We start from the raw sequence: 22,134 nt of genomic DNA on the forward strand, positions 1-22,134 counted from the left end.
GGGGTCGACTAAAACAGCGGTAAAGGGCCACGGTTGCCAAAAACAACAACAGACCGCCCCTCAATAATAAAAAAAGAGCACGCGCAACGAAAAATTAAAGGGGAGCTTCGGCTCCCCTTTGTGCTTTCTGGCGTTTTCCCCCCGCCTACATTCCTGCTGCCCCCGTTTTGCCGTTATTCTCTGGTCTTTTTCCGGGAATACCGACGCTTTTGGACATGTTCCAGGCCATGCAGATCTACACCCAGGTAGTCGACACCGGCAGTTTCAAGAATGCCGCCGACGCCTTGCAACTGCATCGCCCAGCCATTACCAAAGCCATCCAGCATCTGGAAAAGACCCTCGAAGTGCGCCTGCTTAACCGCACCACGCGCAAAATCAGCATGACCGCCTAAGGCGAGCGCTTCTATGAACAGTGTTCGAAAATCCTCGGCGACGTCGCCTCGACCCTGGCCACGTTTTCCCACGACGCCGAGAGCCCGAAAGGCAAACTGCGCCTGGCCCTGCCGGTAACACTGGCCAAGGAAGTGATCATCCCCGCCCTGCCGGCCTTTCGCGCGCGTTACCCGGATATAGAGCTAGTGGTGGGCTGCGGGGATCAAGCGGTGGACATGATCAATGAAGGCATCGACTGCGTGGTGCGCCTGGGCGAGCTATCGGATTCGAGCAGCATTGCCCGGCGTATCGGTGCCGTGCCGATGTTGACCTGCGCGTCCCCGGCCTACCTGGCCCGGGAAGGCATGCCCACCCAGCTGTCGGACCTGAACCGGCATCTAGCGGTGAATTACTTTTCCGGGCCCACGCGAAAGATCATGGACTGGCAATTTTGCATCGATGGCGAAACGGTGCTTATCCGTTTGAAAAGCGGGATTCAGGTCAATGATTCCGAGGCTTTTCTCGCCTGCGGCCTGGCGGGATTGGGCTTGGTGCACGGCTCTGATATTCCTTGTAGGAGCGAAGCTTGCCCGCGAAGGCGTCATGTCAGCCAACATCAATGTTGAATGGCACGACGCCTTCGCGGGCAAGCCTTGCTCCTACAGGGTTGGTGTTTAGCCGTTGGTTTCGCGTAGCTCTTCGATACTGATCTCGCGCATCCGGAATTTCTGGATCTTGCCCGTCACCGTCATCGGAAACTCTTCCACAAACTTGAAATACCGCGGCGTCTTGAAGTGCGCAATGCGCGACTTGCACCAGGTTTTCAGCTCGTCTTCGGTGGCACTGTGGCCCGGATGAAACTTGATCCAGGCGACGATCTCTTCGCCGTAACGCGAGCAGGGAATGCCGATCACTTGCACATCCGCCACCGCCGGGTGGGTAAAGAAGAACTCTTCCAGCTCTCGCGGATAAACGTTTTCGCCGCCACGGATGATCATGTCCTTGTTGCGCCCGGCGATGCACACGTAGCCTTCGTCATTCATGCTCGCCAGGTCGCCGGTGTGCATCCAGCCGGCCTGATCGATGGCTTCTGCTGTGCCCTGCGGGTTGTTCCAGTAACCGAGCATCACGCTGTAGCCCCGGGTGCACAGCTCGCCAATCGTGCCGCGCGGCACCAGGTTGCCGGCCTCGTCGATGATTTTGCTTTCCAGTTGCGGCTGGGTGCGGCCGACGGTGGTGACGCGCAGTTCCAGTTCGTCTGACGGACCGGTCTGCAAAGACACGGGGCTGGTTTCCGTCATGCCGTAGGCGATTTGCACTTCGCTCATGTGCATTTCATTGATGACCCGGCGCATCACTTCGATCGGGCACGTCGCCCCGGCCATGATCCCGGTGCGCAAGGTCGACAGATCGAATTGCGCGCGTTGCGGATGATCGAGCATGGCGATGAACATGGTCGGCACACCGTAAAGCGCGGTGGCTTTCTCTTCGGCGACGGTGGTCAGGGTCAGCAATGGATCGAAGGCGTCGTTGGGGTAAATCATCGCGCTGCCGTGGGTGATGCAGCCGAGGTTGCCCATGACCATGCCGAAGCAGTGATACAGCGGCACCGGGATCACCAGCCGATCATCGGCGCTCAGACCCAGGCTTTCGCCGACCATGTAACCGTTGTTGAGAATGTTGTAGTGGCTGAGGGTCGCGCCTTTGGGGAAACCGGTGGTGCCGGAGGTGTACTGGATGTTCACCGGTTGGTCGAAATGCAGGCTGCGTTGGCGTTCGTGCAGCTGCTCGACCGAGACGCTGGCCGCCAGATCGGCGAGTTGCGACCACGGCAGGAAACCCGAAGGTGGCTGGGCGTCCAGGCTGATGACGCCGCGCAGGTCCGGCAATCGTTCACTGTGAAGTTGACCGATGGATTGCTCTGCCAGCTCTGGCGCAAGGCCTTGCAGCATCCCGTGATAGTCGGAGGTCTTGAAGGCCCCGGCGCAGACCAGCCATTGGCAGCCGGACTGCTTCAGTACGTATTCGAGTTCGGAACTGCGATAGGCCGGGTTGATGTTGACCAGGATCACGCCGATCTTCGCGCTGGCGAACTGGCTGATGCACCACTGCGCACAATTCGGCGCCCAGATGCCGAGGCGGTCGCCGGTCTGCAAACCCAGCGCCAGCAGTGCCCGGGCGTGCAGGTCCACGGTTTCGGCCAGTTGCTGCCAGGTGTAGCGCAGCTGTTGATGACGCACGACCAGCGCCTCCCCGTCCGGGTATTGCGCGACCGTGTGATCGAACTTTTCACCGATGGTCATCGCCAGCAAGGCTTTGTCCTGGGAACCACGGGTGTAGCTGCGCTGCGGGTTTGCACTGGGTTGATCCATGACGACCCCTATTGTCTTTATTGTAGGAGCATGGCTTGCCTGCGATAGGAGCACTGCGGAGTCACTGTAAGACCGCGTTATCGTTCTTCGCGAGCATGCTTTGCGCCTACAGAGTCGCTCAAGTTGACGTTAACGTAAAGGGTGATTGACAGCCATTCGTCACAGGCTTACGTTAACGTAAAGGTGAGAGCTGAATCACTGCCCTCCCCACCCTACAAAAAAGCCAAAAGGTGACCCATGAGCTACCCATCCCTGAACTTTGCCCTCGGTGAAACCATCGACATGCTGCGCGATCAGGTTCAGTCCTTCGTCGCCAAGGAGATCGCCCCGCGCGCGGCCCAGATCGACATCGACAACCTGTTCCCTGCGGACCTGTGGCGCAAATTCGGTGACATGGGCCTGCTCGGCGTCACCGTGCCGGAAGAGTACGGCGGCGCTGGCCTGGGTTACCTGGCCCACGTAGTGATCATGGAAGAAATCAGCCGTGGCTCGGCGTCGGTGGCGTTGTCCTACGGCGCCCATTCCAACCTCTGCGTGAACCAGATCAACCGCAACGGCAGCCACGAACAGAAAACCAAATACCTGCCCAAACTGATCAGCGGCGAGCACATCGGCGCCCTGGCCATGAGCGAACCGAATGCCGGTTCCGACGTGGTTTCGATGAAACTGCGCGCCGACAAACGCGGCGACAAGTACGTGCTCAACGGCAGCAAAACCTGGATCACCAACGGCCCCGACGCCAACACCTACGTGATCTACGCCAAGACCGACCTGGAAAAAGGCCCCCACGGCATCACCGCTTTCATCGTTGAACGTGATTCAAAAGGCTTCAGCCGCAGCAACAAGTTCGACAAGCTCGGCATGCGCGGCTCCAACACTTGCGAGCTGTTCTTCGACGACGTCGAAGTGCCGGAAGAAAACATCCTCGGCGTGCTCAACGGCGGCGTGAAAGTGCTGATGAGCGGCCTCGACTACGAGCGCGTCGTGCTCTCCGGCGGCCCGACCGGGATCATGCAGTCGTGCATGGACCTGATCGTGCCGTACATCCACGACCGCAAGCAGTTCGGCCAAAGCATCGGCGAGTTCCAACTGATCCAGGGCAAAGTCGCCGACATGTACACCCAACTCAACGCCAGCCGCGCTTACCTCTACGCGGTGGCCCAGGCCTGCGAGCGCGGCGAAACCACGCGCAAGGACGCCGCGGGCGTGATCCTCTACAGCGCCGAACGCGCCACGCAAATGGCCCTCGACGCGATCCAGATTCTCGGCGGCAACGGCTACATCAATGAATTCCCGGCGGGTCGTCTGCTGCGTGACGCCAAGCTGTACGAAATCGGCGCCGGCACCAGTGAGATCCGTCGCATGCTGATCGGTCGCGAACTGTTCAACGAAACGAAATAAATTTCGTTAGCGGCAAGCGGCAAGTTTCAAGCTGCAAGAGGACCACGCTCTTCTTCAACTTGTAGCTTGTAGCTTGCAACTCGAAGCTGCTACGGAGTAGCCCCCATGATCCTGCATACCCAGCTCAACCCCCGTTCGGCGGAGTTCGCCGCCAACAGCGCGGCGATGCTCACTCAAGTCGACGCCCTGCACACCCTGCTCGCCCAAGTGCAGCAAGGTGGCGGCCCGAAGGCGCAAGAACGCCACACCTCACGAGGCAAATTGCTGCCCCGTGAGCGGATCAACCGCCTGCTCGATCCGGGCTCGCCGTTCCTGGAAATCAGCCAACTCGCGGCCTACGGCGTGTACGGCGAAGACGTGCCGGCCGCTGGCGTGATTGCCGGGATCGGCCGGGTCGAAGGCGTCGAATGCATGATCGTTGCCAACGACGCCACGGTGAAAGGCGGCTCGTATTACCCGCTGACCGTGAAAAAACACCTGCGCGCCCAGACCATCGCCCAGCAAAACCGCTTGCCGTGCATCTATCTGGTGGACTCCGGCGGCGCCAACCTGCCGCGTCAGGATGAAGTGTTCCCGGACCGCGAGCACTTCGGGCGGATCTTCTTCAACCAGGCGAACATGAGCGCGATGGGTATTCCGCAGATTGCCGTGGTCATGGGTTCATGCACCGCTGGCGGCGCGTATGTGCCGGCGATGGCTGACGAAGCGATCATGGTGCGCAACCAGGCGACGATTTTCCTCGCCGGCCCGCCGCTGGTGAAAGCCGCGACCGGCGAAGTGGTCAGCGCCGAAGACCTGGGCGGGGCCGATGTGCACTGCAAGGTGTCCGGGGTGGCCGACCATTACGCCGAGAGCGATGAACACGCCTTGGCCATTGCCCGACGCAGCATCGCCAACCTCAACTGGCGCAAGCTCGGCGAGTTGCAACAACGTGCGCCGATCGCGCCGCTGTACGGCAGCGATGAGTTGTATGGCGTGGTCTCGGCGGACGCCAAGCAGCCGTTCGACGTGCGCGAAGTGATTGCGCGATTGGTCGACGGTTCGGTGTTCGATGAATTCAAAGCATTGTTCGGGACCACATTGGTCTGCGGCTTTGCTCACCTGCACGGCTACCCGATCGCGATCCTCGCCAACAACGGCATCCTGTTCGCCGAAGCCGCGCAGAAAGGCGCGCACTTTATCGAACTGGCCTGCCAGCGCGGCATTCCATTGCTGTTCCTGCAGAACATCACAGGGTTCATGGTCGGCCAGAAATACGAGGCCGGCGGCATCGCCAAGCACGGTGCCAAACTGGTGACCGCCGTGGCCTGCGCCAAGGTGCCGAAATTCACCGTGATCATCGGCGGCAGCTTCGGCGCCGGTAACTACGGCATGTGCGGGCGGGCCTACGATCCGCGCTTCCTGTGGATGTGGCCGAATGCGCGGATCGGCGTGATGGGCGCCGAACAGGCGGCTGGCGTGCTGGTGCAGGTCAAGCGCGAGCAGGCCGAACGCAGCGGCCAGGCTTTCAGCGCCGAGCAGGAAGCCGAGATCAAGCAACCAATCCTCGACCAATACGAAGAGCAGGGTCACCCCTACTACTCCAGCGCACGGCTGTGGGACGACGGCGTCATCGACCCGGCACAGACCCGAGATGTACTGGCGCTGGCCTTGTCCGCGTCGCTGAACGCGCCAATCGAACCGAGCCGCTTCGGCGTGTTCCGGATGTGATCGGGAGAACATCATGACCGACTTCAACACCCTCGAACTGCTGACCGACCCACGGGGTTTCGCGACCCTGTGGCTCAGCCGCGAAGCCAAGAACAACGCGTTCAACGCCCAAATGATCCGCGAATTGATCCTCGCCTTGGACAAAGTCGCGGGCGATGCCAGCCTGCGATTCCTGCTGGTGCGTGGCCGCGGCAAGCATTTCAGCGCCGGCGCCGACCTGGCCTGGATGCAGCAATCGGCCGAACTCGATTACCACACCAACCTCGACGACGCCCGGGAACTGGCGGAGTTGATGTACAACCTGGCCAAGCTGAAAATCCCGACCCTGGCCGTGGTGCAAGGCGCGGCCTATGGCGGCGCACTGGGCCTGATCAGTTGCTGCGACATGGCCATCGGTGCCGATGACGCGCAATTCTGCCTGTCGGAAGTGCGCATCGGCCTGGCGCCCGCGGTGATCAGCCCGTTCGTGGTGCAAGCCATCGGCGAACGCGCGGCGCGGCGTTATGCCCTGACCGCTGAGCGATTCGGCGGGCAACGGGCGCGGGAAATCGGCTTGTTGTCGGAGAGTTATCCGGTGGCCGAGCTGGAGCAGAAGGTCGAACAGTGGATCGACAACCTGCTGCTCAACAGCCCGGCGGCGATGCGTGTCAGCAAGGACTTGCTGCGCGAAGTCGGCCACGGCGCACTAACTCCGGCGCTGCGGCGCTACACCGAAAACGCCATCGCGCGCATTCGGGTCAGCCCTGAAGGCCAGGAAGGCCTGCGCGCCTTTCTGCAAAAACGTCCGCCGAACTGGCAAGCCGAAACCACCAAGGAGCCCCGTTGATGAGCGCACCTGTCCTCACCACCCTGCTGGTGGCCAACCGCGGCGAGATTGCCTGCCGCGTGATGCGCACCGCCAAGGCCTTGGGCCTGACCACCGTCGCCGTGCACAGCGCCACCGACCGTGACGCCCGCCACTGCCGCGAAGCGGATATCCGCGTGGATTTGGGCGGCAGCAAAGCCGCCGACAGCTACCTGAAAATCGACAAAATCATCGCCGCCGCCCAGGCCAGTGGTGCCCAGGCGATCCATCCGGGCTACGGTTTCCTCTCGGAAAACGCCGGATTCGCCCGCGCCATCGAAGCCGCCGGCCTGATCTTTCTTGGCCCGCCCGCCTCGGCCATCGACGCCATGGGCAGCAAATCCGCAGCCAAAGCCTTGATGGAAACCGCCGGCGTGCCGCTGGTGCCGGGTTATCACGGCGAAGCCCAGGACCTCGACACTTTCCGCGACGCCTGCGAACGCATCGGTTACCCGGTGCTGCTCAAGGCCACGGCCGGTGGCGGCGGTAAAGGCATGAAAGTGGTCGAGGACGTCAGCCAACTGGCCGAAGCCCTGGCCTCGGCCCAGCGTGAAGCGCAGTCGTCGTTCGGCGATTCGCGGATGCTGGTGGAAAAGTACCTGCTCAAGCCGCGCCACGTGGAAATCCAGGTGTTTGCCGATCAGCACGGCAACTGCCTGTATTTGAATGAACGGGATTGCTCGATCCAGCGCCGGCACCAGAAAGTCGTCGAAGAAGCGCCGGCCCCAGGCCTGAGCGCGGAACTGCGGCGCGCCATGGGCGAAGCGGCGGTACGTTCGGCCCAGGCGATTGGCTATGTCGGTGCCGGTACCGTGGAGTTTCTGCTGGATTCGCGCGGCGAGTTCTTCTTTATGGAGATGAACACGCGCCTGCAAGTTGAACACCCGGTCACCGAAGCCATCACCGGCCTGGACCTGGTGGCCTGGCAGATTCGTGTGGCGCGCGGTGAGGCGTTGCCGATGACCCAGGATCAGGTGCCGCTGATCGGCCATGCGATTGAAGTGCGGCTGTATGCCGAAGACCCCGGCAATGATTTTCTGCCGGCGACCGGGCGGCTGGATTTGTACCGCGAATCGGTCGAAGGGCCGGGGCGCCGGGTGGACAGCGGTGTCGAGGAAGGTGATGAGATCTCGCCGTTCTATGACCCGATGCTCGGCAAGCTGATTGCCTGGGGCGAGGACCGTGAACAGGCACGTTTGCGGTTGTTGAGCATGCTCGATGAGTTCGCCATCGGCGGGCTCAAGACCAACATCAACTTTCTGCGGCGTATCGTCGGCCATCCGGCGTTTGCGGCGGCGGAGCTGGATACCGGGTTCATTCCCCGTTATCAGGAGCAACTGCTGCCAGCACCTTCGGACCTCAGCGATGAATTCTGGCAAGCGGCGGCCCAAGCGTTTGCGCAGGGGCAACCGTCGGTGTTGCGGGCCGATGACCCGAGTTCGCCGTGGGCGATCAACAGTGGCTTGCGTGCCGGGCTGCCGAAAGAAATCAACCTGCATTTGAGTTGCGAAGGCCAGGATCGCGCCTTGACCTTGGGCGATGTGAGCACCGCGCAACTCAAGGGCGATCACTTGGTGATCGAACACAACGGCGTGCGCCGCCAGCATCGGGCGATCCGCCGTGGCGACGTTTTGTATCTGCAGTGGGAAGGAGAATTGCGCCGGGTCGAGACTTACGACCCGATTGCTGCTGTCGAATCCAGTCACAGCCACCAGGGCGGCCTGACTGCGCCCATGAATGGCAGCATCGTGCGGGTATTGGTGGAGGCCGGGCAAACGGTCGAAGCCGGGGCGCAACTGGTGGTGCTGGAAGCGATGAAGATGGAACACAGCATTCGTGCGCCCCATGCCGGGGTGATCAAGGCACTGTATTGCCAGGAAGGCGAGATGGTCAGCGAAGGCAGTGCGTTGGTGGAGCTGGAAGAAGCGTGAAATGACGATCGGTCCTACGCGTTGCGAGGACCGATCTGATTAGAATTTGGCGGATGCCTGAACCACTACGCCGATAATTCGGCACTCGTCGGTGAACAGGGCCTTCGGATAGGTCGGATTGAGCGGGACCAGGTAACGCTGCCCGCCCTCTTCGATCAGCTTGCGAAAGGTCGCCTCGGCGCTGTCCGGCCACTGGGCGATCACCAGTTTTCCGGGTTCCGGCACGATGGCCGGGTCCACGAGGATCATCATGCCCTCGGCAATGCTGATGCCGGTGGGGGCGGTCATCGCGTCGCCCACCACGCTCAGCCAGAAGGCCGGGCCTTGGGCGTGATAGTCGGTCAGCTCGTAGCGTTCGTCCTTGCGATACACCGTCAGCTCACCGTCGCGCAGCTGCGCCGGCTCCTTCCAGTCACTGACCGGGTAGCGGAAGTAGGGGTTGTACTTAAGCGCAAGCGGCATCTCCTCCTCTTCCAGAATGAGCCGTTCGCGGATCACCAGCGCCACTTCGAGAAAGTCCATGCCCAGCGCCTTCAACACGCGGTTCATGTTGACGATGCCAGGATCGCGGCGTTTGTTCAGCCAGTGGCCGACGCCGCCCTGGGACATCCCGAGGCGATCTGCGAGTTCGTCTTGAGTGACGCTGAGCTCACTCATTTTGGCCTTGACCAATTCAATCCATTTATCCATGTGCGGCACGATACGTGGACGCCTCCGGCCATCAAAACACAAATTGTAGTATTTAAATTCTGGTCACAAATACAGTTAGTACTAGGATGTGTTCACGGATCTGAATCACTCACACGGAGTTCACCCAGTACCATGACCAACCCCAGCCACGACGTGCCAGACATGCAGTTCGACACCACTTTCACCTCGCCAAAAGGCTGTGCCGCCGCGCAGCGGGCGCTGGACTATTACTTGAAACCAACTGTTTCAGAAGTGGAAATCCCGGCGCGCTTTTTCGACGTCAACCGCAACATCAGCAGTGAAGAAGCGTTGGTTCATGCCTCCGACCTGCTGCGCTGTGCCGCCGCTACCGCCCAGGAAGCCGCCGACAACCAGCAAGGCGCAAAACGGGCGCTGGCGTTTTCGGTGGTGCACATGATTGATATGGCGCAGGCGATGGTCGATCGATCCCTGGATGGCGATCAGAACGAATGAAACGAACGTGTTTTCGAGGAGGACAGGAAAGAATTTTCCTATCGCGCAAATAAAATCATTTGACTTGCAAACGAGAATGATTATTATTGCACGCAGCTGGTCGCGAGATCAGTCGATGGACCAGAGGACCTTAGGTCGGTCTCCTGGACTATCTCCTCATCAGGCTAATCACGGTTTTTGACCCGGCTTTTTGCCGGGTCTTTTTTTTTGCCAGTTATTCTGGCTTTGGCTTCAGGCTAATGAAGACTGTAGGTGCTGCTAATTCGATGGGCGGAATGATATCAAAAGAATATCTGCTGGCAAGAGAAGCCCGGCTACATTGGGCCAAACTAATCCAAATTAGCACTTGAGAATCAATCACACAGTCTCTAAGCTGCTTCCGCGTCAAGGAGGACGCCCCCCGCTTCACCCCGTAATTTCCCCCGATTCATCCCCGCCTTGCGTGTAAAGTAGCAGCCATAAAATCATAATCAGGAACCGACTATGACCGTGGCTAAATCCTCTTTCGACATCAGTGCCAATTTCGACAGCGGCAACATTGAAGTGCTGGACATCAGCAATCCGTTGCAAGCCTTGCTGGCGATCAAACCAGACACCCGCAGCCAGCATTTCCAGTGGTTCCACTTCAAGGCCAGCGGTCTGCATGTCGGTCAAGAGCATTGGTTTCGCCTGAACAACGCCAGCAAATCCTCGTACCACAAAGCCTGGGACGGTTATCAAGCCGTGGCGTCCTACGACCACGTCAACTGGTTCCGGGTGCCGACCATTTTCGAAGGCGACTGCCTGCGCTTCAGCCTCGAAGCCACCGCCACCCACGCCTGGTTTGCCTACTTCGAACCTTATAGCCGCGGTCGCCATGACTGGCTGATCGAGCAGGCGCTGACCAAGGCCGGCACCGAGTTGCTGGCCACCGGTAAAAGCGCCGAGGGTCGCGACATTCAACTGCTGCGCAAAGGCACCGGGGCCGAAGGTCAGCGCAAAGTCTGGATCATCGCGCAACAGCATCCGGGCGAGCACATGGCCGAGTGGTTCATGGAAGGCGTGATCGAGCGCCTGGAAAAACACGACGACCCTGTACTGAATAAACTCCTGGCCAGCGCCGACCTGTACCTGGTGCCGAACATGAACCCGGACGGCGCCTTCCACGGTCACTTGCGCACCAACGCCATGGGCCAAGACCTCAATCGTGCCTGGCAGAGCGCCAGCCCGGAAATCAGCCCGGAAGTCTTTTTCGTACAGCAGCAAATGGAAAAGTACGGCGTCGATCTGTTCCTCGACATTCACGGCGACGAAGAAATCCCCTACGTGTTCACCGCCGGTTGCGAAGGCAACCCAGGCTATACGCCGCGACTCGAGAAGCTCGAAACCGACTTCCGCGATCACTTGAAACACCTGACCAAAGACTTCCAGACCAAGCATGGCTACACCCGCGACTTGCCGGGCAAAGCCAACATGACGCTGGCCTGCAACAGCGTTGGCCAGAAGTTTGACTGCCTGGCGCTGACCCTGGAAATGCCGTTCAAGGACAACAACGATGCGCCGAATGCGCTGACGGGTTGGTCAGGCAAGCGCTCCAAGCAGTTGGGTAAAGACGTTTTGACGACCATTGCGGAGATGGTTGATACCCTGCGCTAAGACCAAAAGATCGCAGCCTTCGGCAGCTCCTGCGAAGGCGCGATCTTTATTCGGCCGCCACCCGCACACAATCCTCCGGCCCCAACAACCGCCCGTCCTCGGCGCGCAATTCCAATGGCCGCACCGGCCGCCCCTGTTCACGATCCACCACCCGTGAATGCGCATCCCCCGCCTCAAAGAAAAACGCCTCGCCCCATTGCCGCAAACCGATGATCAACGGAAACAGGCCTTTGCCCTTCTGCGTCAGCACGTATTCCTGATACGCGCTGCCATCCGACGCCGGCACCAAATCAAAAATCCCGTGGGCCACCAACGTGCGCAGGCGCGCCGAGAGGATGTTCTTGGCCATGCCCAGATTGCGCTGGAACTCGCCAAACCGGCGAATACCGTCAAACGCATCGCGCACGATCAGCAACGACCACCAATCGCCGATGGCATCCAGTGAGCGGGCGACCGGACATTCGGCGCCTTCCATGCTTGTACGTTTGACCATGATTGCGCTCGCTGCCAACAAATGTGGTTGCAATATAAAACCAGCCTCTCTACCGTACAAGTGGTTTTATTTTGAAACCACATAAGGAGTCTGGCATGAAGCCTAACCAACCCTTGAACAGCGGCGTGGTGCTGCTGTTCGCTGTCGCTTGCGGCCTGGCCGTCGGCAACGTGTATTACGCCCAACCGCTGCTCGATGCCATGGCCGAGGCTTTCTCCATGAACCCGGCAACCGTCGGCATCGTCGTCACCCTGACTCAAGTCGGTTACGGCGTGGGCCTGTTGCTGCTGGTACCGCTGGGGGATCTGCTCAATCGGCGGCGTCTGATCGTCATGCAAACACTGTTGTCGGCGCTGGCGTTGCTGATGATCGCGCTGGCGCAGAACAGCGTTTGGCTGCTGATCGGCATGGCGTTGACCGGTTTGCTCGCGGTAGTGACGCAGGTGTTGGTGGCGTACGCAGCAACCCTGGCGATTCCCGCCCAGCGCGGACGCGTGGTGGGCGTGGTCACTAGCGGCATCGTTGTCGGCATTTTGCTCGCGCGCACCGTGGCGGGCGGCATGGCCGATCTGGCCGGCTGGCGCTCGATTTATCTGCTGTCGGCGGGGTTGACCTTATTGATGGCGCTGCTGTTGTTTCGCGTCCTGCCCAAACAGGAAAACGCACAAACCAGCCAGTCTTACAGCGCGCTGATCGGCTCGGTCTTCACTTTGTTCAAGGAAGAACCGGTGCTGCGTCAACGGGCGATCCTCGCCCTGCTGACCTTCGCCAGCGCCATGGTGTTGTGGACGCCGATGGTGTTGCCGCTCAGCGCCCCGCCGTTGTCGTTGTCCCACACACAAATCGGATTATTCGGACTGGCCGGCGCGGCGGGTGCACTCGCGGCGGCTCGCGCGGGTCATCTGGCTGATCGTGGCTTGGGGCAATGGACCAGCGGCCTTTCGCTGTTACTGATGCTCGCGTCGTGGCTGCCGATCGCCTTCACCCAATCCTCATTGTGGGCGCTCCTACTTGGGGTGATTACTCTGGATCTGGGCTTGCAAGCGGTGCACGTCACCAGCCAGAGCATGATCTACAGCGTGCGCCCCGAAGCGCAAAGTCGACTGACGGCCGGGTACATGCTGTTTTATTCGATCGGCAGCGCGTTGGGCTCGATTGGCTCGACGGCGATGTATGCGTGGGGCGGATGGATGGGTGTGTGCTGTTTGGGTGCCGGAATCAATGCCGTGGCGCTGATCTATTGGTGGCGAACGCTGCCCGCCAAGACACCTCAATCCTGTGGCGAGGGAGCTTGCTCCCGCTCGACTGCGCAGCAGTCGTAACCCCATGCAACGCGGTGTTTCAGATACACCGCGCTGTCTGGTTTTGGGGCCGCTTCGCAGCCCAGCGGGAGCAAGCTCCCTCGCCACAATGGTTCAGCAAGAGGCCTTTCAGCTGCGATCCTTACCCCGCAACATGCTGTCCAGCACGTCATCACGACGCACCCAGCCATGAAACAACGCCGCCGCCAGATGCAGCAGTACCGTCAAAAACAGCAGATACGCCAGATACCCATGGGCCTTGCGCAGCACCGCAAACACCTGAGCATTCGCCGGCACAATCGACGGCAATTGCAGTGAAGTGCTGAGCATCACCGGGTCCCCCGCCGCCGAAATCATCGCCCAGCCCAGCAGCGGCAAAATCAGCATCAAGGCGTACAGCAAGACATGGGATGCCTTGGCCGCCAGCACCTGCCAACCCGGCAGGTCCGCCGGCAGCGGTGGCTGTTGGGTAGAAAAGCGCACGGCCAGGCGCACGATCACCAGCAGCAGAATCGCAATGCCCAAGGGTTTGTGCAGGTGGATCAGCCATTCATGACGCTCGGACACCGAGGCCACCATGCCCGCGCCGATAAACAGCATCGCGATGACCATCAATGCCATCAGCCAGTGCAGCAGGCGCGCCAGCGGGACGAAATGCTTGGGTTGGGCGCTCATTGTTGAGCCTCCTGTTTGGCGGCGGGCAACTGATTCACTTCGCTGGTGCGACGCAGGTAGGAACTGGCGTATCCGGCGGAGCGCGCGGCGAGCAACGGGTCGTCGGAACCTTCGATCCCGGCCGGCAACACCAGCGGGTCGTAGTTGATGTCGCGGCACTCGCCGTTGAGTTGCGGCTGGGTTGCGTCGAGCACCAGAGTCCCGGCGTTGATCACTTTGCGGCCCTCGGGCCAGGTCTTGCTGGCGTCATTCACCGGATCACCAGGGTTGGCCAGGGTGATGTTCAACTTGAAGCGCAGTGGTCCTGCGGCAATTTTCTGCACCAGGTCCTTCTCCAGGAAATCGGCACCTTCAGGCGCCGTGGCACCCGCCGCGTCCTGGGCCACCGGGACCATGCTCCAGCGCACTGCCTGCTTCTGCCCGGACGCATTCACCAGGTAAAACGCGTTGATGCTGTTGTAGGTTTCCGTCACGTAACTGGCCGAAGGCTTGGCCGTCTTGATCCAGGCCAGAAACGGCCCAGCTTCCGGGTGCGCGCCGAAGAATGCCGGCACCGCCGCAGGATTGGACTTGCCCGTGGCCGGATCCGGCGATTGCGCCTGCTGCAACTGATAGAACGCCTCGGGCGTACCCACCGGGAACACCGGCATGCTGTTCATCCCGGTGCGCCACTGTTGGCCGTTGGCCTGGGTGAAACGCAGCGCCAGGCTGCGGATCGGCACGGCGGAGTCCGGCGCATAAGGATTGCCGGCCGGCAGGGCGAAACGTCCGACCACCGGGGTCCGCGCGTCATTGAACACCTGGGCAGTGGAATAGCTGCGGGCCTCGCCGCTGCTCTCGAAGTGGCCGATCACGCACACGCCTTTGGAGTGATTACGCCGGAACCCCGGGTGCACGCCGTTGTTGGTTTCCAGCACGTTGATCAGTTTTTTCGGCGTCAGGCGTTGTGGGTCGAAGGTGCCGTTGACGTAGGCAAAAGCCCCGGCCACGGCCGCAACGATGACGGCGATACCGGCCAGGCGCGCGGTCAGGCTGGCGGTACTCAGCGGCGGCCGGTTGGGCGGTGTTGAGCGATCTACCATGAAAGACTCCAGGGCCATCGGCCACAAGTGAGAAGAACCAAGCAGACGCACCCCGCGCAGGTTTATTCCATCGGCCGGTATTTATTTTTTCGGGCGTGGAATAACCTCAGGTGCCGGGCGTCTTCCCGGAGTCAGGTCTCGCAAATACGTTCCTTTTGGCGAGTGGCTGTTGTTGCCAGACAAGGCGCCGCGACGAGTCGTAGCCCGCTATGGCGAGGAGCGGCAACGCAGTATGGCGACAACAGACGCCGCCAAAAAGGAACGTATTTGTGAGACCTGACTCCCCCTAGCGTAGTGACTAGTCAGAAACTCATGAACGATATCGACGAACAGCTCAGAGAAATCATTCCCAGATTGCGCCGGTTTGCCGTGTCGTTGACGCGCAACCCCAGCAGCGCCGACGATCTGGTCCAGGCCAGCCTCGAGCGGGCGCTGTCGAGTTGGAGCGACAAACGCCCCGACGGCGATCTGCGGGCCTGGCTGTTTTCGATCCTCTATCGGCAGTTTCTCGACGCGCACCGGCGCTCCCGGCGTTATGCGCGGATGCTTGAATTCTTTACCGGACGTGACGATGCCCAGCCCTCGGCCGAGCGCACCGTGATCGCCCAAACCACCCTGCAAGCCTTCGACCAGCTCAACACCGAACAGCGCGCCCTGCTGCTGTGGGTGTCGGTGGAAGGCCTGACGTATAAAGAGGTCGCCGAGATTCTCGGCGTCCCGACTGGCACCGTGATGTCCCGCCTGTCCCGCGCCCGCCAGGCCTTGCGCGAACTCAGCGATGGCAAAATCAGCCGCCCTTCCCTGCGGAGACTCAAATGATCAGCATGCCCCCAAGCGAGCGTGACCTGCACGCCTACGTCGATCACCAACTCAACGAGGCCGACCGACATCTGGTGGAGACTTTTCTGGCCAGCAATGCAGAAGTTTCCGAACAAGTGCGGGCCTGGCAGCAAGACGCTCAACAACTGCGCGCGGCGTTAAGCGGCGCGTTGCAGCAACCGGCCAATCCGGACCTCGATCCCGTGGTGATTCGCCAGGGCCTCAAACGCCAATCCCGGCGCCATCTGGTCAGCGCTGCCGTATTGTTGATCGCGGTCAGCGTCGGCGGCATCAGTGGCTGGCAGGCGCGGGAAATGACCCTGCTCAGCACCCAGGCGCCGATGGCCGATGCGATGCAGGCCTACCGCTTGTTTGCCCAGCAAGGCATGTTGCCGGCGGACTACAAGGTCAGTGATGACGGCGACATGCAGCGCTGGCTCGACCGTTACTTCACCCAGGCTAACCGCTTGCCGGACCTGGCGGGGGCTGGTTTCAAACCGGTCAGCGGACGCTTGCTCAGCACCGAGCAAGGGCCGGCGGCGATGGTGGTTTATGAGGATGCGGTCGGGCACAAGATCAGCTTCTACGTCCGCCCGCCAGGCCCGAAAAACTACCTGCTGCCGCGAGGCAGTCGCAGCGATGGCGAGTTGCAGGCCGAGTACTGGTCGGGGGCCGGGTACAACTACGCGATGGTCAGCCCGACTGACACAGCGGCGGCGCGGATGCTCAAACAAACCGTGAACTTCTGACCCTGATCGTTCCCACGCTCCGCGTGGGAATGCAGCCCGGGACGCTCCGCGTCCCTTCCCTAAGCTGGAACGCGGAGCGTCCCTTGAGGCATTCCCACGCGGAGCGTGGGAACGATCAACAATACTGGTCAGGGGCCGGGTATAACTATGCGATGGTCAGCCCGAGCGACACGGCGGCGGCGCGGATGCTCAAGCAAACCGTGAACTTCTGACCCCGATCGTTCCCACGCTCCGCGTGGGAATGCAGCCCGGGACGCTCCGCGTCCCTTCCCTAAGCTGGAACGCGGAGCGTCCCTTGAGGCATTCCCACGCGGAGCGTGGGAACGATCAACAATACTGGTCAGGCGCCGGGTACAACTACGCAATGGTCAGCCCGACTGACACAGCGGCGGCGCGGATGCTCAAACAAACCGTGAACTTCTGACCCTGATCGTTCCCACGCTCCGCGTGGGAATGCAGCCCGGGACGCTCCGCGTCCCTTCCCGAAGCTGGAACGCGGAGCGTCCCTTGAGGCATTCCCACGCGGAGCGTGGGAACGATCAACAATACTGGTCAGGGGCCGGATACAACTACGCAATGGTCAGCCCGACTGACACAGCGGCGGCGCGGATGCTCAAACAAACCGTGAACTTCTGACCCTGATCGTTCCCACGCTCCGCGTGGGAATGCAGCCCGGGACGCTCCGCGTCCCTTCCCGAAGCTGGAACGCGGAGCGTCCCTTGAGGCATTCCCACGCGGAGCGTGGGAACGATCAACAATACTGGTCAGGCGCCGGGTACAACTACGCAATGGTCAGCCCGACTGACACAGCGGCGGCGCGGATGCTCAAGCAAACCGTGAACTTCTGACCCCGATCGTTCCCACGCTCCGCGTGGGAATGCAGCCCGGGACGCTCCGCGTCCCTTCCCTAAGCTGGAACGCGGAGCGTCCCTTGAGGCATTCCCACGCGGAGCGTGGGAACGATCAACAATACTGGTCAGGGGCCGGGTATAACTATGCGATGGTCAGCCCGAGCGACACAGCGGCGGCGCGGATGCTCAAGCAAACCGTGAACTTCTGACCCTGATCGTTCCCACGCTCCGCGTGGGAATGCAGCCCGGGACGCTCCGCGTCCCTTCCCGAAGCTGGAACGCGGAGCGTCCCTTGAGGCATTCCCACGCGGAGCGTGGGAACGATCAACAATACTGGTCAGGGGCCGGGTATAACTATGCGATGGTCAGCCCGAGCGACACGGCGGCGGCGCGGATGCTCAAGCAAACCGTGAACTTCTGACCCTGATCGTTCCCACGCTCCGCGTGGGAATGCAGCCCGGGACGCTCCGCGTCCCTTCCCTAAGCTGGAACGCGGAGCGTCCCTTGAGGCATTCCCACGCGGAGCGTGGGAACGATCAACAATACTGGTCAGGCGCCGGGTACAACTACGCGATGGTCAGCCCGAGCGACACAGCGGCGGCGCGGATGCTCAAGCAAACCGTGAACTTCTGACCCCGATCGTTCCCACGCTCCGCGTGGGAATGCAGCCCGGGACGCTCCGCGTCCCTTCCCGAAACTGGAACGCGGAGCGTCCCTTGAGGCATTCCCACGCGGAGCGTGGGAACGATCAACAATACTGTGGTCAGGGGCCGGGTATAACTATGCGATGGTCAGCCCGAGCGACACGGCGGCGGCGCGGATGCTCAAGCAAACCGTGAACTTCTGACCCCGATCGTTCCCACGCTCCGCGTGGGAATGCAGCCCGGGACGCTCCGCGTCCCTTCCCGGCGCTGGAACGCGGAGCTTCCCTTGAGGCATTCCCACGCGGAGCGTGGGAACGATCATCAGGCCTGCCCAAACACTTGCGAGGGCCTGCGCAACAACGGATCAAACGGATTAATCCTTGGCCCGATCAGCGCCGCCTCACGCTTCAACATCTCCACCACCGTCGGCAACCGATCCGGCCCCAGTCGATCACTAACCGTCGCCACACTCAACGCCGCCACCGCCCGCCCGTCACGATCCAGAATCGGCACCGCCACCCCGGCCATGCCCTGCAACACCCCCGTGTTACGCCCGGCATACCCCAGCGCCCGCACGTTCTCGACCTCCGAGCGCAGGAACACTTCGTCATACAAATGGAAGTCCTTGAGCCGTGGCAGGTTGTAGTGAATCACCGTATCCCGCTCTTCTTCCGGCAGAAACGCCAGGATCGCCAGACTCCCCTGCCCCACACCCAACGCCACCCGCCCGCCGATGTCGCCGGTAAAGGTACGAATCGGAAACGGCCCCTCACTGCGGTCCAGGCAGATTGCGTCAAAACCACTGCGCGCCAGCAGAAACAACGAATCCCCCAACGACGCCGACAGCCGCAGCAACGCCGGGCGCGCCAGTTCCCGCAGGTTGCCGGTGTTGCCGGCACGGGCCGCCAGGGCAAAGAAATCCAGACTCAGGCGATAGCGTTTAGTGCGCGCATCCTGCTCGACCATGCCCTCGTCCATCAGGCTTCGCAGCAAACGATGCGTCGTCGGTTGCGATAAACCGATGCGCTGGGCCAGTTGCGTCACGCGCTCACCACCCTCCACCGTATCGCCGAGGCTACGCAGCACCGCAAACAGGCGTGAGACGGCGCCGACACCGACTTCATTTTTTGTTTCGTTCCGCTCAGTGGAATCAGGCATGGGTTTTCTCGACAATAAATTTACTCACCGAATGAAACTGAAAATAGTCATCGCTTCAGTGAAATAGGCCATTGAGCGCATCCTATTCTTCGTCCTACTCTGCGTCCATACAGGGGCGATTCGAACAACAGCGGCAGCCGACCCAAGTCGAGCGCCAACGCACCCCGCATCATCCTTTCGTATCTGCCCATACAAAAAAGCGCGACCTCAAGGCCGCGCATAACAATCTCAGGTGGAGCGCAGCTATGGCCTTCGTGCAACTTGAAAACCTCGGTAAACGCTACGGCGAAATCGATGCCGTCGTCGCCACCAACCTCTCGGTGGAAAAAGGCGAGTTCGTGTCCCTGCTCGGCCCTTCCGGCTGCGGCAAAACCACCACCCTGCAAATGATCGCCGGCTTCGTCGACGTCAGCAGCGGACGCATCGTGCTCGACGGTCGCGACATCACCCACGCCAAACCCGCCAGCCGTGGTCTGGGCGTGGTGTTCCAGAGTTACGCTTTGTTTCCGCACATGAGCGTGCAAGACAACGTTGCCTTCGGCCTGCGGATGCGCAAAGTGCCCAACGCCGAGTTGCAGCAACGGGTTGATCGCGTCCTGAAACTGGTGCGCCTCAATCAACACGCCGAACGCTATCCACGGGAACTGTCCGGCGGTCAGCGTCAGCGCGTCGCGTTGGCCCGGGCGTTGGTGATTGAACCGCCGGTTTTGCTGCTCGACGAACCACTGTCCAACCTCGACGCCAACCTGCGCGAAGAGATGCAATTCGAGATCCGCCGCATCCAGCGCGAAGTCGGCATTACCACGCTGATGGTCACCCACGACCAGTCCGAAGCGCTGTCCATCAGCGACCGCGTGGTGGTGATGCAGGCCGGGCGTATCACCCAGATCGACGCGCCGTACACCCTTTATGAACATCCGCGCACCGAGTTCATTTCCGGGTTTGTCGGCAAGGCCAATCTACTGCCCGGCGAGCGTGATGGCGCCGGCATTGTTCAAGTGCGCAGCGGCGGTGATCTGACCCTGAGCCTGCGCCCGGAAAAAATCGATCTGCGGGATAAAGATCACGGCCGTTTGCAAGGTCAGATCGTCAGCCGCTTCTTCCTCGGCAGCCAATGGCTGTACGGCGTCTCCACGCCCCTGGGCGAACTCAGCGTAGTGCGTCGCAACGACGGCTCGGCACCGTTGGCCGAAGGCACGGCGGTGGGCCTGGACTGGGACGCGGCGCTGTTGCGGGTGTTGAGTGTCGACGAGGTGCCGGCATGAGTCTGCTCGCCGCCGCCCGCCAGGGACGCCAAGGCTATCTATTGTCGGCACCGGCCCTGGCCTTGTACGTGTGCCTGCTGGTCATTCCGTTGCTGCTGACATTGGTGTTGTCGTTCAACGTCTTCGACTACAACTCCGGCATCAACGGCAACGCCTACACCCTCGACCACTACAGCAGCCTGCTGGGGGATCCGTACTTCTACGAGATCTTCCTGCGCACCTTCTGGATCAGCGGCCTGACCACGCTGCTCTGTGTGCTAATCGGCGTGCCAGAGGCGTACATCCTCAGCCGCATGGGCGCGCCGTGGCGTTCGATTTTCCTGATTCTGATCCTCACCCCGCTGCTGATTTCGGTGGTGGTGCGCGCCTTTGGCTGGAGCCTGTTGCTCGGTGCCGACGGCCTGGTCAATCAGACCTTGCAAGCCTTCGGCGGCTCGCCGATGAAGCTGCTGTACACGCCGTTTGCGGTGGTGATTGCACTGGTCCATGTGATGCTGCCGTTCATGATCATTCCGGTCTGGACCTCGCTGCAGAAACTCGACCCGGCCGCCGAGCAAGCCGCGCTGTCCCTCGGTGCCAGCCACCTCACCGTCATGCGCAAAGTGGTGCTGCCGCAAATCATGCCCGGCGTATTGTCCGGCACCTTGATCGTGTTCGGTCTTGCTGCCAGCTCCTTCGCCATTCCCGGTTTGCTCGGCGGCCGTCGTCTGAAAATGGTCGCCACGCTGATCTACGACCAGTACCTGTCGGAGCTGAACTGGCCGATGGGCGCGGCGATTGCCGTGGCCCTGTTGCTGCTCAACCTGCTGATCATGCTGTCGTGGAACCGGATGATCGAAGGCCGCTACAAGAAGTCATTGGGATAACTCGACATGTCCAAAAACGGTCCTTTCGCCCTGCTGTTTCATGCCCTGGTGGTGCTGTTCATGCTCGCGCCGCTGGTGGTGGTGTGCCTGGTGGCGTTCACCCCGGAAAACACCCTGAGCCTGCCCACTACAAACTTCTCGTTGCGCTGGTTTCGCGCCGTATTCGAGCGCGCCGATTTCGTCGATGCGTTCTACAACAGCCTGATCCTGGCGTTCTGCGCCGCGACGCTGGCGACGTTGATTGCGGTGCCGGCGGCGTTAGCCATCACTCGCTATGAGTTTCCTGGGCGGGGCTTTTTCAACGGTTTGTTCCTGTCGCCGATCATCATTCCGCACTTGGTTCTGGGCGTCGCACTGCTGCGCCTGTTTGCGCTGATGGGCGTGAATGGAAGCTTCGGCTGGCTGATCTTTGCCCATGTGCTGGTGATCACGCCGTATGTGCTGCGGCTGGTGCTGGCGTCGGCGATTGGCCTGGACCGCAGCGCCGAACACGCCGCGCAATCCTTGGGCGCCGGGCGGTTCACGCTGTTCAGGCAAATCACGTTGCCAATGATTCTGCCCGGTGTGGCCGGGGGTTGGTTGCTGGCGTTTATCAACAGTTTCGATGAGGTGACGTTGTCGATTTTTGTCACCTCGCCGGCCACGCAAACCTTGCCGGTGCGCATGTATGTGTACGCCACTGAGTCCATCGATCCAATGATGGCGGCGGTGTCGGCACTGGTGATTGGTTTGACGGCGTTGACGATGATTCTGCTCGACCGGGTCTATGGCCTGGATCGGGTCCTGGTGGGCAAACAATGAG

General features: G+C 61.2%; 21 protein-coding genes and 7 pseudogenes. 22 read left to right on the forward strand and 6 right to left on the reverse strand.

What is annotated here, in order from left to right:
- Positions 1 to 215: 215 nt before the first annotated feature.
- Positions 216 to 392, forward strand: coding sequence for a helix-turn-helix domain-containing protein (locus ACY4LX_RS22735; RefSeq protein WP_463257913.1), 177 nt, complete (start codon positions 216 to 218; stop codon positions 390 to 392).
- A gap of 54 nt (positions 393 to 446) precedes the next feature.
- The gene (locus ACY4LX_RS22740) at positions 447 to 998 is read left to right on the forward strand and encodes a LysR substrate-binding domain-containing protein (RefSeq protein ID WP_463260636.1); all 552 of its coding nucleotides are present in this window, start codon (positions 447 to 449) and stop codon (positions 996 to 998) included.
- Between the two features lie 48 nt (positions 999 to 1,046).
- Here the strand turns inward: ACY4LX_RS22740 and ACY4LX_RS22745 are convergent, their stop codons facing one another.
- The gene (locus ACY4LX_RS22745) at positions 1,047 to 2,744 is read right to left on the reverse strand and encodes an AMP-binding protein (protein WP_463257914.1); all 1,698 of its coding nucleotides are present in this window, start codon (positions 2,742 to 2,744) and stop codon (positions 1,047 to 1,049) included.
- 237 nt (positions 2,745 to 2,981) lie between these two features.
- Between ACY4LX_RS22745 and ACY4LX_RS22750 the strand changes: the two genes are divergently transcribed.
- The 4 genes from ACY4LX_RS22750 to ACY4LX_RS22765 all read left to right on the forward strand — a co-directional run bounded on the left by ACY4LX_RS22750 (position 2,982) and on the right by ACY4LX_RS22765 (position 8,630).
- Positions 2,982 to 4,145 carry an isovaleryl-CoA dehydrogenase gene (locus ACY4LX_RS22750; protein WP_463257915.1) on the forward strand — a complete coding sequence of 388 codons (1,164 nt, stop codon included), beginning with the start codon at positions 2,982 to 2,984 and terminating at the stop codon, positions 4,143 to 4,145.
- A 105-nt stretch (positions 4,146 to 4,250) separates the two neighbouring features.
- Complete coding sequence (locus ACY4LX_RS22755; protein WP_149661940.1) at positions 4,251 to 5,855, forward strand: carboxyl transferase domain-containing protein; 1,605 nt, start codon at positions 4,251 to 4,253, stop codon at positions 5,853 to 5,855.
- Between the two features lie 13 nt (positions 5,856 to 5,868).
- Positions 5,869 to 6,681, forward strand: coding sequence for a gamma-carboxygeranoyl-CoA hydratase (locus ACY4LX_RS22760; RefSeq protein WP_149661941.1), 813 nt, complete (start codon positions 5,869 to 5,871; stop codon positions 6,679 to 6,681).
- Positions 6,681 to 8,630, forward strand: coding sequence for an acetyl/propionyl/methylcrotonyl-CoA carboxylase subunit alpha (locus ACY4LX_RS22765; protein ID WP_463257916.1), 1,950 nt, complete (start codon positions 6,681 to 6,683; stop codon positions 8,628 to 8,630). Before ACY4LX_RS22760 ends, ACY4LX_RS22765 begins: the two co-directional genes overlap by 1 nt.
- Positions 8,631 to 8,669: 39 nt before the next feature.
- Here the strand turns inward: ACY4LX_RS22765 and ACY4LX_RS22770 are convergent, their stop codons facing one another.
- On the reverse strand, positions 8,670 to 9,320 hold the full coding sequence (locus ACY4LX_RS22770; protein ID WP_463257917.1) for a LexA family protein: 651 nt from the start codon (positions 9,318 to 9,320) through the stop codon (positions 8,670 to 8,672).
- Positions 9,321 to 9,452: 132 nt separating this feature from the next.
- Here ACY4LX_RS22770 and ACY4LX_RS22775 point away from each other — a divergent pair, with 132 nt between their 5' ends.
- The gene (locus ACY4LX_RS22775; RefSeq protein WP_149661944.1) at positions 9,453 to 9,794 is read left to right on the forward strand and encodes a DUF6124 family protein; all 342 of its coding nucleotides are present in this window, start codon (positions 9,453 to 9,455) and stop codon (positions 9,792 to 9,794) included.
- A gap of 483 nt (positions 9,795 to 10,277) precedes the next feature.
- Positions 10,278 to 11,429, forward strand: a complete 1,152-nt coding sequence (locus ACY4LX_RS22780) for a M14 family metallopeptidase (protein WP_463257918.1) — start codon at positions 10,278 to 10,280, stop codon at positions 11,427 to 11,429.
- A 46-nt stretch (positions 11,430 to 11,475) separates the two neighbouring features.
- Here ACY4LX_RS22780 and ACY4LX_RS22785 read toward each other — a convergent pair whose 3' ends face one another.
- Positions 11,476 to 11,922: a winged helix-turn-helix transcriptional regulator gene (locus ACY4LX_RS22785; protein ID WP_463257919.1), complete on the reverse strand. Its 447-nt coding sequence runs from the start codon at positions 11,920 to 11,922 to the stop codon at positions 11,476 to 11,478.
- 95 nt (positions 11,923 to 12,017) lie between these two features.
- On the opposite strand from ACY4LX_RS22785, the gene ACY4LX_RS22790 reads away from it, so the two are divergent.
- Positions 12,018 to 13,244, forward strand: a complete 1,227-nt coding sequence (locus tag ACY4LX_RS22790; protein ID WP_463257920.1) for an MFS transporter — start codon at positions 12,018 to 12,020, stop codon at positions 13,242 to 13,244.
- 108 nt (positions 13,245 to 13,352) lie between these two features.
- On the opposite strand, the gene ACY4LX_RS22795 is transcribed toward ACY4LX_RS22790, so the two are convergent.
- Both ACY4LX_RS22795 and ACY4LX_RS22800 read right to left on the reverse strand, forming a co-directional pair.
- Entirely contained in the window at positions 13,353 to 13,898 is a 546-nt protein-coding gene (locus ACY4LX_RS22795; RefSeq protein WP_463257921.1) for a cytochrome b, read from the reverse strand.
- Complete coding sequence (locus ACY4LX_RS22800; protein ID WP_463257922.1) at positions 13,895 to 14,980, reverse strand: catalase family peroxidase; 1,086 nt, start codon at positions 14,978 to 14,980, stop codon at positions 13,895 to 13,897. Before ACY4LX_RS22800 ends, ACY4LX_RS22795 begins: the two co-directional genes overlap by 4 nt.
- A gap of 312 nt (positions 14,981 to 15,292) precedes the next feature.
- On the opposite strand from ACY4LX_RS22800, the gene ACY4LX_RS22805 reads away from it, so the two are divergent.
- The 10 genes and pseudogenes from ACY4LX_RS22805 to ACY4LX_RS22850 all read left to right on the forward strand — a co-directional run.
- Entirely contained in the window at positions 15,293 to 15,799 is a 507-nt protein-coding gene (locus ACY4LX_RS22805) for an RNA polymerase sigma factor (protein ID WP_463257923.1), read from the forward strand.
- Complete coding sequence (locus tag ACY4LX_RS22810) at positions 15,796 to 16,548, forward strand: anti-sigma factor family protein (RefSeq protein ID WP_463257924.1); 753 nt, start codon at positions 15,796 to 15,798, stop codon at positions 16,546 to 16,548. Before ACY4LX_RS22805 ends, ACY4LX_RS22810 begins: the two co-directional genes overlap by 4 nt.
- Positions 16,549 to 16,667: 119 nt before the next feature.
- A pseudogene (locus ACY4LX_RS22815) lies at positions 16,668 to 16,760 on the forward strand (anti-sigma factor); the annotation flags it as partial.
- A 119-nt stretch (positions 16,761 to 16,879) separates the two neighbouring features.
- A pseudogene (locus ACY4LX_RS22820) lies at positions 16,880 to 16,972 on the forward strand (anti-sigma factor); the annotation flags it as partial.
- Between the two features lie 119 nt (positions 16,973 to 17,091).
- Positions 17,092 to 17,184, forward strand: a pseudogene (locus ACY4LX_RS22825) (anti-sigma factor); the annotation flags it as partial.
- 119 nt (positions 17,185 to 17,303) lie between these two features.
- A pseudogene (locus ACY4LX_RS22830) lies at positions 17,304 to 17,396 on the forward strand (anti-sigma factor); the annotation flags it as partial.
- A gap of 119 nt (positions 17,397 to 17,515) precedes the next feature.
- Positions 17,516 to 17,608: pseudogene (locus ACY4LX_RS22835) on the forward strand (anti-sigma factor); the annotation flags it as partial.
- An 83-nt stretch (positions 17,609 to 17,691) separates the two neighbouring features.
- A complete protein-coding gene (locus ACY4LX_RS22840) occupies positions 17,692 to 17,820 on the forward strand; it encodes a hypothetical protein (protein ID WP_463257925.1) in 129 nt (42 codons plus the stop codon).
- 119 nt (positions 17,821 to 17,939) lie between these two features.
- Positions 17,940 to 18,032, forward strand: a pseudogene (locus ACY4LX_RS22845) (anti-sigma factor); the annotation flags it as partial.
- 127 nt (positions 18,033 to 18,159) lie between these two features.
- Positions 18,160 to 18,246 (forward strand): annotated as a pseudogene (locus ACY4LX_RS22850) (anti-sigma factor); the annotation flags it as partial.
- A 118-nt stretch (positions 18,247 to 18,364) separates the two neighbouring features.
- Here the strand turns inward: ACY4LX_RS22850 and ACY4LX_RS22855 are convergent.
- Positions 18,365 to 19,201, reverse strand: coding sequence for an IclR family transcriptional regulator (locus ACY4LX_RS22855; RefSeq protein WP_149661952.1), 837 nt, complete (start codon positions 19,199 to 19,201; stop codon positions 18,365 to 18,367).
- Positions 19,202 to 19,446: 245 nt separating this feature from the next.
- Between ACY4LX_RS22855 and ACY4LX_RS22860 the strand changes: the two genes are divergently transcribed.
- Genes ACY4LX_RS22860 through ACY4LX_RS22870 form a run of 3 tightly spaced genes read left to right on the forward strand, consistent with a single transcriptional unit; the run spans position 19,447 to position 22,133 of the window.
- On the forward strand, positions 19,447 to 20,466 hold the full coding sequence (locus ACY4LX_RS22860) for an ABC transporter ATP-binding protein (RefSeq protein WP_463257926.1): 1,020 nt from the start codon (positions 19,447 to 19,449) through the stop codon (positions 20,464 to 20,466).
- Positions 20,463 to 21,332 carry an ABC transporter permease gene (locus ACY4LX_RS22865; RefSeq protein WP_149661954.1) on the forward strand — a complete coding sequence of 290 codons (870 nt, stop codon included), beginning with the start codon at positions 20,463 to 20,465 and terminating at the stop codon, positions 21,330 to 21,332. The genes ACY4LX_RS22860 and ACY4LX_RS22865 overlap by 4 nt, the downstream gene beginning before the upstream one ends.
- A 6-nt stretch (positions 21,333 to 21,338) precedes the next feature.
- A complete protein-coding gene (locus tag ACY4LX_RS22870) occupies positions 21,339 to 22,133 on the forward strand; it encodes an ABC transporter permease (RefSeq protein WP_133838737.1) in 795 nt (264 codons plus the stop codon).
- Position 22,134 lies beyond the last annotated feature (1 nt).

Source organism: Pseudomonas sp. Emmai (assembly GCF_055179735.1).

Coding starts and splice junctions, on each gene's coding strand:
- ACY4LX_RS22760 (WP_149661941.1), top strand. CDS start 5,869: ATGACCGACTTCAACACCCTCGAACTGCTGACCGACCCACGGGGTTTC.
- ACY4LX_RS22805 (WP_463257923.1), top strand. CDS start 15,293: ATGAACGATATCGACGAACAGCTCAGAGAAATCATTCCCAGATTGCGC.
- ACY4LX_RS22860 (WP_463257926.1), top strand. CDS start 19,447: ATGGCCTTCGTGCAACTTGAAAACCTCGGTAAACGCTACGGCGAAATC.
- ACY4LX_RS22810 (WP_463257924.1), top strand. CDS start 15,796: ATGATCAGCATGCCCCCAAGCGAGCGTGACCTGCACGCCTACGTCGAT.
- ACY4LX_RS22870 (WP_133838737.1), top strand. CDS start 21,339: ATGTCCAAAAACGGTCCTTTCGCCCTGCTGTTTCATGCCCTGGTGGTG.
- ACY4LX_RS22800 (WP_463257922.1), bottom strand. CDS start 14,980: ATGGTAGATCGCTCAACACCGCCCAACCGGCCGCCGCTGAGTACCGCC.
- ACY4LX_RS22855 (WP_149661952.1), bottom strand. CDS start 19,201: ATGCCTGATTCCACTGAGCGGAACGAAACAAAAAATGAAGTCGGTGTC.
- ACY4LX_RS22770 (WP_463257917.1), bottom strand. CDS start 9,320: ATGGATAAATGGATTGAATTGGTCAAGGCCAAAATGAGTGAGCTCAGC.
- ACY4LX_RS22735 (WP_463257913.1), top strand. CDS start 216: ATGTTCCAGGCCATGCAGATCTACACCCAGGTAGTCGACACCGGCAGT.
- ACY4LX_RS22745 (WP_463257914.1), bottom strand. CDS start 2,744: ATGGATCAACCCAGTGCAAACCCGCAGCGCAGCTACACCCGTGGTTCC.
- ACY4LX_RS22765 (WP_463257916.1), top strand. CDS start 6,681: ATGAGCGCACCTGTCCTCACCACCCTGCTGGTGGCCAACCGCGGCGAG.
- ACY4LX_RS22790 (WP_463257920.1), top strand. CDS start 12,018: ATGAAGCCTAACCAACCCTTGAACAGCGGCGTGGTGCTGCTGTTCGCT.
- ACY4LX_RS22780 (WP_463257918.1), top strand. CDS start 10,278: ATGACCGTGGCTAAATCCTCTTTCGACATCAGTGCCAATTTCGACAGC.
- ACY4LX_RS22785 (WP_463257919.1), bottom strand. CDS start 11,922: ATGGTCAAACGTACAAGCATGGAAGGCGCCGAATGTCCGGTCGCCCGC.
- ACY4LX_RS22865 (WP_149661954.1), top strand. CDS start 20,463: ATGAGTCTGCTCGCCGCCGCCCGCCAGGGACGCCAAGGCTATCTATTG.
- ACY4LX_RS22750 (WP_463257915.1), top strand. CDS start 2,982: ATGAGCTACCCATCCCTGAACTTTGCCCTCGGTGAAACCATCGACATG.
- ACY4LX_RS22775 (WP_149661944.1), top strand. CDS start 9,453: ATGACCAACCCCAGCCACGACGTGCCAGACATGCAGTTCGACACCACT.
- ACY4LX_RS22795 (WP_463257921.1), bottom strand. CDS start 13,898: ATGAGCGCCCAACCCAAGCATTTCGTCCCGCTGGCGCGCCTGCTGCAC.
- ACY4LX_RS22755 (WP_149661940.1), top strand. CDS start 4,251: ATGATCCTGCATACCCAGCTCAACCCCCGTTCGGCGGAGTTCGCCGCC.